This window comes from Kitasatospora sp. NPDC056651, assembly GCF_042792155.1.
In the GTDB taxonomy this organism is placed as follows: Bacteria; Actinomycetota; Actinomycetes; order Streptomycetales; family Streptomycetaceae; genus Kitasatospora.
This window is the reverse complement of the sequence record NZ_JBHTWX010000065.1, coordinates 8,574-21,214: the sequence shown is the minus strand read 5'-3', so window position 1 is coordinate 21,214 and position 12,641 is coordinate 8,574. Positions and strand designations below refer to the sequence as shown.

Below are 12,641 nucleotides of genomic sequence, written 5' to 3'. Positions count from 1 at the left end.
CCGGCCGCCCCTACAGGCGGGTGGTGTCGAGTTCCAGATCGAAGGGAGCCGGCAGGTGAACCGGCGTGCCGAAGGGGTGCGGGCCGCTCTCGGCGGCGTAGCCGAGCCGGGTCGGCTCGCTGTACAGGGTGCAGCTGCGGTTCTGCCGGTCGACCAGGAGGTAGAGCGGGGCGCCGTACTGACCGTAGCGGCAGCGCTTGACGACCCGGTCGGTCTCCGCGTTCGACGGGGAGCTGATCTCGACGACCAGGAGCGTCTGATCGGGCAGCAACGCGCCCTCGGTCTTCTCGGCAAGCTCGGCCGGCACCACCGCCAGGTCCGGGACGTACCAGTTCTCGCTGCCGGGCAGGTCGAGGTTGCCGGAGCCAGACACCAGATCGAGCTGCTCCAGCCGGGGGCCGAGCTGACGACGGACGACCTCGGCGGCGGACTCGTGTGCCCATGACGGCGACATGGGGGTGATGACTCCCTCGATGATCTCGGTGCGATCACCCGCGATGTGCCGGACCGCGTACTTCAGCGCCCTCTCGGGGTCGCTGACGGTGCTGTAGTCCCCGGGGACCTGGGGTGCCGTACTCACGACGTGGCTCCTTCCCGCTGCCGATTCTCCCCCAGACCGTACGGTCATCCGGCCGATCGACCGGGACCGGACGCGCCCTGCCCGCTCGGGCGCCCTCCCTGACCGGATCGTGCCCGACTCCGCCCGTCCGAAGGACCGCGGAGGTCGTTTCGTCGGGACCCGCGCCGCAGGTCCCGACCCCGACCGGCTCTGCTACAGGCTCCGCGCCATGACCAGTTCGCGGCGCACGCCGTCCGCCATCAGGTCGCCCGGCTCGTCGGTGTCGGCGAAGCCGTTGCGGCGGTAGAGGGCGAGGGCCGCGGCGTTGTCCGGGGCGACCGCGAGCTTGAGGGTGGTGCGGCCGCGCTCGGCGGCCCAGGCGGCGATCTCGGCGATCAGCCGGTCCGCGACGCCCCGGCCGCGGGCCTGCGGGCCGACCCAGAGCGAGATCAGCTCGCCCGCCGTCGTGTCGTCGTCGTCCGGCACGCCGCTGGCTATCGCGACCGGGTGGCCGTCCAGCACGGCCATCAGGTCGAGGGCGCCGGGGATCTCCAGTCGGGCGCGCCAGCGGCTCTCCTCGGCGTCCTGCCAGTCGGCCAGGGTCGAGCCGAAGGCGTACGGGGCTTCGGCCAGGGCGGCCAGGCGCAGCTCGCGCCAGAGCGGCCAGTCCTCGGAGGTCAGGGAGCGCAGTTCCAGTTCGGTCATGGCGTGACCCTGTCGTACGGCCCGTCGAGGGGCAACCGGTTTTCGGCCCGGACGGCACGGCGCCGCCCCGCCCGGGAGGCGGGCGGGGCGGCGGTCGGTGGTGCGGGAGGTGGTCCGGGAGGCGACGCGGGAGGCGGTGCCGCCGGCGGTCGGCGGCGTCAGCCGGAGGCTTCCAGCGGGCCCGGGCCCGGGCCGGGGGCGGGGGCGGGGGCGGTGCGCCGGGAGGAGCGGACGATCACGGCGAGGCTGGCGAGGGCCAGGACCGTCACCACGCTGAGCATCGCGGTGTAGGAGGCGAGCGAGGACAGCGCGGCGAGCACCGCGGGCAGCAGGAAGCCCGAGTAGCAGAGCGCGTAGTAGACGCCGGTGATGCCGGCCAGGTCGTCGGGGGTGACGATGCGCTGGATCTCCAGCAGGCCGGAGACCACCCCGATGCCGTAGGCGGCGCCGAGGAAGAGCGCGCCGCCGAGGCCCAGCAGTGGGGAGCGGAGGGTCGCGTCACCGGCGCAGACGGCCATGCCGCAGGCCATCAGGACCATGGAGACGATCACGCCGCGCGCCGAGGAGAGCGAGTCCAGGCGCTTGGCGAAGGGCTGGACGAGGGCGCCGGTGCCGAGGGTGAGGACGGTCAGCAGGGTCGCGTAGGCCAGCGACCACCGGCCGAGCCGGTCCCCGACCAGCTGCGGGGTCACGGCGTACGCGACACCGGCCGAGCCGAACACCCACGGGGCCATCGGCAGGACCACCCGCACGAAGCGGCGGTGCCCGGCCGCCGGGACCTTGAGGTCGGCCCAGAGGCCGCGGACGGCGGGGGTGCGCTTCCGGGTCTCCACGGCCTTCGGCAGCAGGAACAGCGCGGGCACGGTGACCACCAGGTGGGCGAGGTAGGGGGTGACCATCGGCCAGGGGCCCCACTGGGCGAGCGCGCCGGCCACCCCGGCGCCGATGCCGAAGCCGGCGGTCAGCGCGAGGGAGGCGCGGCGGGCGCCGGCGCCCGGGTCGGCGGCCGGGTCGTGCGGGGCCTGGGAGAGTTCCTTGACCCAGCTGGTGCCGACCGCCATCGCGATGCCGACGGCTATGCCGGTGAGGAACCGCCCGGCGTAGATGGGGAGTTCACCGGCCGTACCGCCGCACAGCACTCCGCTGGCGACGAGCGAGGCGGTCACCGCGCCGATCATCAGCGGGCGGCGGCCGTAGCGGTCCGAGGCGGCGCCGCCGACCAGCAGTCCGGGGACGAGCCCGAGGACGTACGCCCCCAGGAAGGCGTCCACGGTGACCTCCGAGTAGCCGCCGAGGTGGCGGTACATCAGCAGCAGCGGGGTGAACTGGTTGCCGCCCCAGCCGCAGCAGAGCATGGCGAGGGCCGCGAGCAGCCACGGCCGCCCCCGGCCTGACGGTGCGACGGGACCGGCGGACGGCGGCCGGGTGGTGCTCATGGTGGTGCTGCTCCTTGTCGGATGGTCGGGTCCCGGCGGTCCGTCGGGGGGTGCGCGCGAAGTCGACGCGCGCGGGGGAGGGGCAGGCGCGAAGTCGGCGCTTCGCGCGGCGAGGGCCGCTCAGTGGTCGGTGACGCCCCGGTGGGCGTCGAGGTGGGCGCGCAGCGCGGCGGTGAAGCCCTCGGTGTCGCGGGCCGCGATCCGGTCGACGAGCACGGTGTGCTCCTCGACCAGCGAGGCCAGCCGCTGCGGCTGCACCCGCAGCAGTTGGACGGCCATCCGGCGCTGGCGGTCGCGCAGCGTCCCGTAGAAGCGCTCGGACAGCTCGTTGCCGGAGGCGGTCACGATGCCCCGGTGGAAGGCCTCGTCGGCGGCGGCGAAGGCGCCGAGGTCGGCACGGCGGGCGGGCTCGCGCTGCTGGTCGATCAGCTCGGACAGCTGCCGCACCAGCGCGTCGAGGCCCTCCGGGCGGCGGGTGATCCGGCGCACGGCGGTGCTCTCCAGCGCCTCGCGCAGTTCCAGCACGTCCTCGGCCTCGCCCGGCCCGACCGGCACCACGACGGCGCCGCGCTTGGGGAAGAGCTGGAGCAGCCCCTCCGCCTGGAGCCGCAGGAACGCCTCCCGTACCGGGGTGCGGCTGAGCGAGGCGCGCTCGGCGATCTCGCCCTCGCTGATCAGCGTCCCGCCGGGGAGGCCGCCACCGAGGATCAGGTCCTTGGTCAGTTCGTACGCGCGGTCCGCGGCCGGGACGCGGGCGGGGGCGGGGGCGGGGGGCGGGGTGTCGGCCATGGAGCACACCGTAGCACCATAGATGCAAGCTTAGATGCAAGCCCCCCGCCGGACCGCCCACGGCACGGAGCATCGGTTTCGGTACCGCTCAGGGCCCGAAGAATGCGCTTTCCCGCCCCCTTCCGCGAGACGAGGATGGGCGGGGCCAACCAGCCTGCCGGGAGGAAGCCTTGTTCCCCGTGTCGCCCGTGTCCCCCGTGTCGCCGGCCCTGACGCCCGTCGATCCGGGCCTGCTGCCGCTCACCGCCGAATTCCGCCCCGAGGGGCTGGCCGTCGGCGGCGTGCTCCTGGACGAGGCCGCCCGCCGGTACGGCACGCCGCTGTTCGTCTACGACGAGGAGCACCTGCGCCGACGCTGCCGGGAGGCGGTGGCCGCCTTCGGCCGGGACAACGTCGCCTACGCCTCCAAGGCCTTCCTGTGCACCGCGATGGCCCGCCTGGCCGCCGAGGAGGGACTGCTGCTGGACGTCGCCTCCGGCGGGGAACTGCGCACCGCGCTGTACGCCGGGGTGGCCCCGGACCGGATCGTGCTGCACGGCAACAACAAGGACGAGGCCGAGCTGCGCACCGCGATGACCGTCGGACTGCGCCACCTGGTGGTGGACAGCTTCGACGAGCTGGACCGGATCGAGCGGCTGCACCACGAGGAGGACCTGCCCCCGGCCCGGGTCCAGCTGCGGGTCGCGCCCGGCGTCGCGGCCGGCGCCCACCAGGCGATCCAGACCGGCGGCCACGACTCCAAGTTCGGCTTCGGACTGGCCGACGGCGCCGCCGCGGCCGCGCTGCGCCGGGCCGCGGGCTCGCCCGCCGTACGGCTGGAGGGCGTCCACGCCCACGTCGGCTCCCAGGTGCTGGACCCGGCCGAGCTGGCCGACGGCGCCGCCGCGGTGGCCCGCTTCGCGGTCGAGCACGGCCTGCGCCGGCTGACCGTCGGCGGCGGCCTGGGCGTGGCGTACCTGAACGGGCAGAGCGCCCCCTCCTTCGCCGTCTGGGCCGACCGGGTCCGCGCGGCGGTGCGCGGCGCCGGCTGGAGCGGCGAGGTGGGCGTCGAGCCCGGCCGCTCGATCGCCGCCCGGGCCGGGCTGACGCTGTACCGGGTGGGCACCGTCAAGCGGATCGAGGGCGTGCGCACCTACGTCAGCGTGGACGGCGGGATGAGCGACAACCTGCGCCCCGCGCTGTACGGCGCCCGCTACGAGGCCTTCCTGCCGCGCTGCCCCGAAGCACCCCGCCCGCGGCGCGCCCGGCTGGTCGGCAAGCACTGCGAGAGCGGCGACGTGATCGTCGACGACGCCGCCCTGCCCTCCGACCTGCGGGTCGGCGACCTGCTGGCCACCCCGGTGACCGGCGCCTACGGCTACGCCATGGCCTCGAACTACAACAAGCTGCCGCGGCCCGCCATCGTCTTCGTCCGGGACGGCGAGGCCCGCCTGGTGGTGCGCCGGGAGACCGAGCACGACCTGCTCCGGCTGGACGTGGCCGCCACCGGCGGCGGCACCGGGGAGCCGGTGGCGGCGCAGCCGGCGTACACGTCCTAACCTGGGCCGATGCTGAACAGCGCCCGACTGCACGTCCTGCTGGAGATCGCCCGCCGGGGCACCATCGTGGCCGCGGCGCAGGCGCTGCACCTGAGCCCGTCCGCGATCTCGCACCAGCTCGCCCGCCTGGAGCAGGAGCTGGGTGTCGCACTGGTGGAGCGGGCCCCGCAGTCCCTGCGGCTGACGCCCGCCGGGGTCCGGCTGGCCGAGCACGCCCAGGCGATCGCCGATCTGATGGCCGTCGCCCAGGACGACCTGCGGGCGCACTCCCACGGCGCGGCCGGCGTCCTGCGGATCGGCTTCTTCGCCTCCGCCGGGCTGGACCTGCTGCCCCGGGCGCTGGCCGCGTTCGCCGCCGACCACCCGCAGGTGGAGCTGGAGCTCATCATGGGCCAGCCGCACGAGCTGGTCCCGGACCTGGAGGCCGGCCGGCTGGACGCGGCCGTCGTCTTCGAGCACCCGCTGGACCCGTGGTGCCGCCGGGCGGCGGTGGACGTGCGGATGTACTTCGAGGAGCCACAGCTGGTCGTGGTGCCGCTGCGGCACCGGCTCGGGCGGCGCTCGGTGGTGCGGCTGGCCGAACTGGAGGGCGAGAGCTGGATCGGCACCCACGGCGGCAGCACCGGCGAACCCGTGCTCGAACGCGCCTGCGCGGCCGAGGGGTTCCGCCCCCGGGTGCGCTGCCGCAGCGACCACTACCAGGTGACCATCAACCTCGCGCGGGCCGGCATGGGCGTCGCGCTGATCCCGGCGCTCGGCCTGGCCGACAGCGCCGGGGTGCACGTGTGCCGGCTGGACCACCCGCAGCTGCACCGCCGGATCGGGGTGGCCACCCGGGCCACCAACCGCAACCCGGCGCTGCGCGCCTTCCTCGCCGAACTCGGCGCCGCCGCCGGGGAGATCAGGTCGCTGCTCGACATGCGGTGGGCGCTCTGACCTCCCCCGCCGAGGGCACTGTGCGGCGGGCGGCGGGTGTGCCATGCTGCACCCGCCAGCGCCGTCCACCGAGGGGAACCCGATGATCCGCCGGTTGTCCGTACGCCCGGTCGCCGCCGCCCTGCTGTCCGCCGCCCTGCTGTCGGTGGCCGCGACGGCGGTGGTCGACGGGCGACACGCCTCGACCTCCGTCGTCGCCGAGGAGGAGACCGCCTCCACCGCGGGCGGCCACACCCAGACCCGCTCGGAGGACGGCCACTGAGACGGCGGCCGGCCCGGACCCGTCGATCGGGTCCGGGCCGGCCCGGTCCTGGACGGCCGGCTCAGGGCCGCCGCTGGGCCCAGGCCGCGAGGGCGCGGCCGACGTCCCGGATCGCGTGCACGGCGGCCCGCTCCGTGCTGGGCCCGAGCGCCACGTCCCAGTGCGCGATGACCGCGTAGGCCACCCGCCGGGCACCCACGATGACGCCCGCGTCAGCCCGCACGCCGGTGTCCGTGCCGGTCTTGTCGGCCACCAGCAGCCGGCCGGGCAGCGGCTCGGGGAAGCCGGGCGCGTACGGGTCGTGGTCGATCAGCGCGGGCACCAGGCCGTGGTCGGTGTTGGCGCGCATCCAGTCGAGCAGCCGGGCCGAGGCGGCCGGGGTCGCCATGGTGCCGCGGACCGCCAGGGCCACCAGGCGGGCCAGGCCGCGGGCGGTGCCGGTGGCGAAGACCGGCGGGACGTCCGGCCCGCGTTCGTCGCGCACCCGGTCGTGCAGGGTGAGGTGCTCCAGCCCGAGGTCGCGTGCCAGCCGCTCGGTGGCGGGCAGGCCGACCAGGCGCAGCAGCGCGTTGGTGGCGGTGTTGTCGCTGACCGCGGCGGTCAGCCAGGCCAGGTCCTCGACCGTCCAGCCGGGGCGGCTGAGCCGGCCGAGCAGGCCGGTGCCGCCGGTGACGTCCTCGGGGAGGATCTCCACCGGCTGCCCGGCCGTCAGCTCCCCGTCGTCCAGCCTCCGGGCGACCTCGGCCAGCAGCAGCAGCTTGGCGGCGCTGGCGACGGGCAGCACGACGGTGTCGTCCACCCCGACCGACGCTGCCGGGCCCTCGGCGTCCACGTCGATGGCCGCGACGGACAGGGTCAGCGGGAGCGCCGCCGAGCTGCGCGCGGCGGCCGCCACCTGGGCGAGGCTCATCGGACCCGCACCACCTCTCCGGCCCGGCTCGCGGTCGGCAGGCCGTCGCGCACCGCGATCCGCCCGGCCACCACGACGGCCTGCACGCCGACCGGCGGCAGCAGCGGCTGCTCGAAGGTCGCGCCGTCCAGGACGGCGGCCGGGTCGAGCACCACCAGGTCCGCGACGGCGCCGTCGCGGACCACCCCGCGCCCGGCCAGCCGGAACCGTTCGGCGGGCAGGCCGGTCATCTTGTGCACCGCGAGCTCCAGCGGCAGCAGGCCCTGCTCGCGGCCGTAGTGGCCGAGCACCCGGGCGAAGCTGCCCGCCCAGCGGGGGTGCGGGCGGCCGGGTTTGGGCACGCCGTCCGAGCCGATCATGGACAGCGGGCTGGCCAGCACCCGGCGGACGTCGTCCTCGCGCATCGAGTGGCTGATGATGGTCACCTCGCCCTGTGCCTCCAGCAGCAGGTCGCAGACGTAGTCCACCGGGTCCGCGCCGCGCTCGGCGGCCAGGTCGGCGATCCGGTGGCCCTCGGCGGCGCGGCGGGCCGGGGCGGCGGCCACCGAGATGAGGTCCCAGCCGCCGTTGCCGACGGTGTTCTCCCAGCCCTTGACGCCGTTGGCGATGTCCGCCCGGATGCGGTCCCGCACCTCCTTGCCGCGCAGCCGTTCCAGCAGCGCGGCCGGCCCGCCCTCGCTGGTCCACGGCGGCAGCATCGCGTGCAGCACGGTGCTGCCGGCGGTGTACGGGTAGACGTCGCAGAGCACGTCCACGCCGTCGGCGCGGGCCTGTTCCAGGCGCGGCAGGGTGCGCAGGGTGGCGCCCCAGGCGTGCCGGCCGGCGGTCTTGTGGTGGGAGATCTGGAGCGGGGCGCCGGAGCGCACCGCGATCTCCAGCGCCTCCTCCAGGGCCTTCTCCACCTGGGACATCTCGTCGCGCAGGTGGGTCACGTACGGCTTGCCGTGCCGTGCGGCGACCTCGGCGAGGGCCACGATCTCCTCGGTGTCCGCGTAGACGCCGGGCGGGTAGATCAGCCCGGTGGAGAACCCGGCCGCGCCCTGGGCCAGCGCCCGGTCGAGCAGCTCGCACATGGCGGCCAGCTCCTCGGCGGTGGGCGGGCGGTCCTCGAAGCCCATCACCCCGGCGCGCAGCGTGCCGTGGCCGACCAGCGAGGTGATGTGGTTGCGCCGCAGTTCGGGCCGCTGGCCGGCGGCGAAGGCGTCGAAGTCCTCGGCGGGCCGCACCGGGCCGAGGCCGAAGGAGACCCGCAGGTGCTCGGCCAGATCGGGCAGCCGCCCGGGCAGCCCGGGGAACAGGCTGATCCCGCAGTTGCCGCCGATCTCGGTGGTGACGCCCTGGAGCAGCGGGGCCAGCCGCAGTTCGTCCAGGGCGTCGCCGTCGGTGTGGGTGCCGCCGCACAGTGGGGCGGCGAGCGCGTCCGAGTGGGTGTGGACGTCGATGAAGCCGGGGGTGACGACCCGTCCGGTGACGTCCAGGGTCTCGGCCGCGGCCACCGCGCTGCCGGGCGGCAGCACGGTGACCCGGCCGGCCGCGACGGCGAGGTCGGCCGGGCGGGCGGGCGCCCCGGTGCCGTCCACCAGGGTGGCGCCGCGCAGCAGCAGGTCGACCGGGGTCGAGGTCACGTCCGCTCCCATCAGAGCACCGTCGAGAGGAAGGCCCGGGTGCGGTCGTGCCGCGGGGCGGTGAACAGGTCGGCCGGGTCGCCGGCCTCCACGACGGCGCCCTGGTCCATGAAGACGACCCGGTCGGCCACCTCGCGGGCGAAGCCCATCTCGTGGGTGACGACGATCATCGTCATGCCGCTGCGGGCGAGGTCGCGCATCACGCCGAGCACCTCGCCGACCAGCTCGGGGTCGAGCGCGGAGGTGGGCTCGTCGAAGAGCATCAGGGTCGGTTCCATGGCCAGTGCCCGGGCGATCGCCACCCGCTGCTGCTGGCCGCCGGAGAGCTGCGCCGGGTAGTGGTCGGCGCGGTCGGCCAGGCCGACCCGCGCGAGCAGTTCGCGGGCCTGGCGCTCGGCCTCCGCGCGCGGGCGGCCCTTGACCGCGGTCGGGCCCTCCATCACGTTCCGCAGCGCGGTGCGGTGCGGGAAGAGGTGGAAACGCTGGAAGACCATGCCGATCCGCTCGCGCTGGTGGCGGATGTCCCGCGGCCGGCGCTCGCGCAGCTTGCCGCCGTCGGCGCCGTGCGACTCGTAGCCGACGAGTTCGCCGTCCACCTCGATCCGCCCGGCGTCGATCTTCTCCAGGTGGTTGAAGCAGCGCAGCAGGGTGGACTTGCCGGAGCCGGAGGGCCCGATCACGCAGAGCACCTCCCCCGCCCTGACCTCCAGGTCGATGCCGCGCAGCACCTCCAGGTCCCCGAAGCGCTTGCGCACCTTGCGGGCCGACAGGACCACCTCGGTGGCCGGCTTCCCCAGGTCGGTCGTCGTCACTTGTCCTCCCCCTTCGTCTCGCGCTTCTTCTCACGCTTCTTCTCGCGCTCGCGTGCTGCGCCGCGCCCCGGCCGCAGGTTCGCCAGCACCCTGCGGTGCAGCGCCGGCGGGGCACCGGCCGGGTTGAACCTCCGCTCCACCGCGTGCTGGGCGACGCTCGCGATGGTGGTCAGCACCAGGTACCAGAGGGAGGCCACGATCAGCAGCGCGATCACCTCGAAGTTGGCGAGGTAGAGGTGCTGCGAGACGGTCATCAGGTCGGCGCCGGCGATCACCGAGACCAGCGAGGTGGTCTTCAGCATGGAGATGAACTGGTTGCCGAACGGCGGGATGATCACCCGCATCGCCTGCGGCAGCACCACCCGGGTGAGGATCTGCCGGTTGGACATGCCCAGCGAGGCGCCGGCCTCGCGCTGCCCGGGGTCCACGCTCTGGATGCCGGCCCGGACGATCTCGGACATGTAGGCGCCCTCGTTGATCGACAGGCCGAGCAGCGCCGCCACGAAGCCGGTGATCAGGGTGTTGGACTGCCAGCTGACCAGCTTGGGCCCGTCGAACGGGATGCCGATGCTGATCTCCGGGAAGAGCAGCGCCAGGTTGAACCAGAAGATCAGCTGGACCAGCAGCGGGGTGCCGCGGAAGAACCAGGTGTACGCCCCGGCGGTGGTCCGCAGCACCGGGCTGTCGGACAGCTGCATCACCGCCACGACCACGCCGATGACGATGCCCACCACCTGGGAGATCAGGGTGAGCTGGACGGTCACCCAGAGCCCCTCCAGGATCACGCCGTCGAACTGGTACTTGGCGATGATGTCCCAGTGCAGGTTGGGGTTGACGATGACGGTCCAGGCCAGCCAGACGGCGCCGAAGGCGGCCGCCAGCACGGCGAACCAGCGCGCCGGGCGGGGCCGGCCGGTCACCTCGAAGGCCAGGTCGTCGTCGGACGCGCCCGCCGGGGAGGCGGTCCGGCCGGCCGGGGCGGGCGTCGCGGGGTCTCTCATGTCGGTGCTCATCTCGTCGGTGCCGCCGTTCTCACTGCGCCGCGTTGACGGTGGCGCGCTCCACCGCGCTGCCGCCGACCTGGTAGGTGTCCAGGACCTTGCGGTACTCACCGCTCTCGATCAGCTCCTGGAGCGCCTTCTGCACCGCGTCGCGCAGCCCGGAGTCCTTCTTCGCCACCGCGATGCCCCACGGCGCCGTCCCGTACTGCTCCGGCAGCACCTCGTAGGAGCCGCTGCTCTGCACGAACATCTGCGCCACCGGGTAGTCCACGATGGTGGCCACGGCCCGGTCGCTGTCCAGCTGGAGCAGCCCGGTCGGGGCGTCCTCGCTCTGCGAGATCGCCATCTTGGTGGCGCACTTGGTGTTCTGCTGCTCGCCGATCTCCAGGTTGGAGCTGCCCTTGGCGAGGACCACCTTCTTGCCGCAGAGGTCCTCCAGGGACTTGATGCCCTCGGGGTTGCCCTTCTTCGTCATCACCACGCCGCCGGTGCGGAAGTAGTCGACGAAGTCGACGGCCTGGCGGCGCTGCGCGCTGTCCGTCATGGAGGACATCACCAGGTCGTAGCGGCCGGCCTGGAGGCCCGGGATCAGGCCGTCGAAGGAGGAGTTGGAGAGCTCCAGCTTCAGGCCGAGCTTCGCGGCGACGGCGGCGGCGAGGTCCGGGTCGACCCCGGTCAGCTCGGTGGTCCCGGTCTTGTACATCTCCATCGGCGGGTAGCCGACGGAGGTGGCCACTCTGAGCACGCCGCTCTGCTTGGTCTTCTCCGGGAGCAGTTCGACGGCGCTCTTGCCGGCGTTCTGCGCGGCCTGCGCGCCGGGGGCGGTGGTGCCGCCCTGGTCGGAGCGCCCGCAGGCGGTGGCCGCCAGGACGACCAGGGACAGCGCGGCCAGACAGCGAAGGGAACGGGGGCGGTTCATCGGCTACTCCCTCGGGCGGTGACGGTGCGCCGATGCTGGCAGCCGAGTCCGGGTGAACGGAAGATGATGAAGCCATTGCTGCCTCACCAACGATTTTTGTACGGCTGACCGCGTTGTCCTGCGGACTTCCGGCCGTACCGGGTCAGCCCGCGAGCCACGGCGCCTCGGGCACCTTGGCGTCCGGCTGCCGTCCGGTGAGCTCCACGGTGGTCGGGGTGCCGAGGCCCGCCATCCGCATCGTCACCCGGCGCAGCCCGCCGTCCCCGTCGACCCAGTAGGTCAGCGGCGAGCGGGCGCCGTCGGGCGCGGAGCCCTGGGCGCGCGGGCCGGCGAAGCGGTCGTAGCTCCGGCCGTCGATCCGGTCCCGGCCCAGCCAGCGGGCCCCGGACTGGGCGAGCAGCAGCGGGTTGTCGGGGCGGTCCGCGCCGAGCTGGACCAGCAGGTTCAGCCCGGCGTCCAGCGGGTCCGCCGTGTAGCCGCGCGGCGACCAGCCCTGGCGCGGGATGTGCTCGGCCTGCTGCCAGGCCGGGGCGTCGGTGGCGACGGGGGCGGGGGTCGCGGTGGCGGCGCCGTCCTGGTCGGGGGCCAGGCCGAGGCCGCCGGTGTCCCAGACGATCAGGCCGTGGTCCAGCGGTCCGCTCGCGCCGGTGCTCCGGTAGCGGCCCACGCCCCGGTGGTTGCGGTAGTCGACGACCCCCTCGACCCGGATGCCGACGCCCCCGCCCTCGTCGGCCGTGAGCGTCACCGCCACCGGGCTCGCCTCGTAGAGGTTCAGCCGGGACAGCGCGAGCCGGCCCGCCTCGTCCGTGGTCACCGGGCGCTCGGTCGCCTCGTCGGAGACCGAACGGTAGACGGCCAGGCCTCCCGCCGCGGTGCCGCACACCACGATCGCGATCAGCGCCTTCAGCAGGCCGGCCCGCCGGGGGCCGCGGCCGTCGGCCTTCGTCTTGCGGGGCATGCAGCCTGCTCCTCGCCTCGGTCGAGCATGACGGTTCGGTCGATCATGACAGTCGGGCGGGCCCGGGGACCCGTGGTCCCGCGAACCCGCCCGATCGGGGCCCCGGGGCGGGGGCCCCGCCCCCGGCCCCCCCGGGGGAAAACCCCCCCGGGCGTGCCCCGCCGGGGGGCCGTGCGCCCTACGACCCGCCA

The 12,641-nt window shown here is 74.8% G+C and carries 13 protein-coding genes; 3 read left to right on the top strand and 10 right to left on the bottom strand.

Annotation, left to right across the window (positions count from 1 at the left end):
- Nucleotides 1-10 precede the first annotated feature (10 nt).
- The 4 genes from ACFRAR_RS23915 to ACFRAR_RS23900 all read right to left on the bottom strand — a co-directional run bounded on the left by ACFRAR_RS23915 (nt 11) and on the right by ACFRAR_RS23900 (nt 3,489).
- The gene (locus tag ACFRAR_RS23915) at nt 11-580 is read right to left on the bottom strand and encodes a Uma2 family endonuclease (protein WP_380700191.1); all 570 of its coding nucleotides are present in this window, start codon (nt 578-580) and stop codon (nt 11-13) included.
- Between the two features lie 192 nt (nt 581-772).
- Nucleotides 773-1,264 carry a GNAT family N-acetyltransferase gene (locus tag ACFRAR_RS23910; protein WP_380700190.1) on the bottom strand — a complete coding sequence of 164 codons (492 nt, stop codon included), beginning with the start codon at nt 1,262-1,264 and terminating at the stop codon, nt 773-775.
- Between the two features lie 158 nt (nt 1,265-1,422).
- The gene (locus ACFRAR_RS23905; RefSeq protein ID WP_380700189.1) at nt 1,423-2,700 is read right to left on the bottom strand and encodes an MFS transporter; all 1,278 of its coding nucleotides are present in this window, start codon (nt 2,698-2,700) and stop codon (nt 1,423-1,425) included.
- Nucleotides 2,701-2,820: 120 nt separating this feature from the next.
- Entirely contained in the window at nt 2,821-3,489 is a 669-nt protein-coding gene (locus tag ACFRAR_RS23900) for a GntR family transcriptional regulator (protein WP_380700188.1), read from the bottom strand.
- Between the two features lie 188 nt (nt 3,490-3,677).
- On the opposite strand from ACFRAR_RS23900, the gene lysA reads away from it, so the two are divergent.
- The 3 genes from lysA to ACFRAR_RS23885 all read left to right on the top strand — a co-directional run bounded on the left by lysA (nt 3,678) and on the right by ACFRAR_RS23885 (nt 6,225).
- A complete protein-coding gene (lysA, locus tag ACFRAR_RS23895; RefSeq protein WP_380700187.1) occupies nt 3,678-5,027 on the top strand; it encodes a diaminopimelate decarboxylase in 1,350 nt (449 codons plus the stop codon).
- Between the two features lie 9 nt (nt 5,028-5,036).
- Complete coding sequence (locus ACFRAR_RS23890) at nt 5,037-5,963, top strand: LysR family transcriptional regulator (protein ID WP_380700186.1); 927 nt, start codon at nt 5,037-5,039, stop codon at nt 5,961-5,963.
- A gap of 94 nt (nt 5,964-6,057) precedes the next feature.
- Complete coding sequence (locus tag ACFRAR_RS23885; RefSeq protein ID WP_380700185.1) at nt 6,058-6,225, top strand: hypothetical protein; 168 nt, start codon at nt 6,058-6,060, stop codon at nt 6,223-6,225.
- Between the two features lie 61 nt (nt 6,226-6,286).
- On the opposite strand, the gene ACFRAR_RS23880 is transcribed toward ACFRAR_RS23885, so the two are convergent.
- From ACFRAR_RS23880 to ACFRAR_RS23855, 6 genes are all read right to left on the bottom strand, one after another.
- On the bottom strand, nt 6,287-7,135 hold the full coding sequence (locus ACFRAR_RS23880) for a serine hydrolase (RefSeq protein WP_380700184.1): 849 nt from the start codon (nt 7,133-7,135) through the stop codon (nt 6,287-6,289).
- Nucleotides 7,132-8,772, bottom strand: coding sequence for an amidohydrolase family protein (locus ACFRAR_RS23875; protein ID WP_380700183.1), 1,641 nt, complete (start codon nt 8,770-8,772; stop codon nt 7,132-7,134). Before ACFRAR_RS23875 ends, ACFRAR_RS23880 begins: the two co-directional genes overlap by 4 nt.
- Nucleotides 8,772-9,572 (bottom strand): amino acid ABC transporter ATP-binding protein, encoded by an 801-nt coding sequence (locus ACFRAR_RS23870; protein WP_380700182.1) that lies wholly within the window; start codon nt 9,570-9,572, stop codon nt 8,772-8,774. Before ACFRAR_RS23870 ends, ACFRAR_RS23875 begins: the two co-directional genes overlap by 1 nt.
- The gene (locus ACFRAR_RS23865; RefSeq protein WP_380700181.1) at nt 9,569-10,573 is read right to left on the bottom strand and encodes an amino acid ABC transporter permease; all 1,005 of its coding nucleotides are present in this window, start codon (nt 10,571-10,573) and stop codon (nt 9,569-9,571) included. The genes ACFRAR_RS23870 and ACFRAR_RS23865 overlap by 4 nt, the downstream gene beginning before the upstream one ends.
- Before the next feature lie 31 nt (nt 10,574-10,604).
- Nucleotides 10,605-11,492: an ABC transporter substrate-binding protein gene (locus tag ACFRAR_RS23860; RefSeq protein WP_380700180.1), complete on the bottom strand. Its 888-nt coding sequence runs from the start codon at nt 11,490-11,492 to the stop codon at nt 10,605-10,607.
- Nucleotides 11,493-11,634: 142 nt separating this feature from the next.
- Complete coding sequence (locus ACFRAR_RS23855) at nt 11,635-12,450, bottom strand: hypothetical protein (RefSeq protein WP_380700179.1); 816 nt, start codon at nt 12,448-12,450, stop codon at nt 11,635-11,637.
- Between the last annotated feature and the right edge of the window lie 191 nt (nt 12,451-12,641).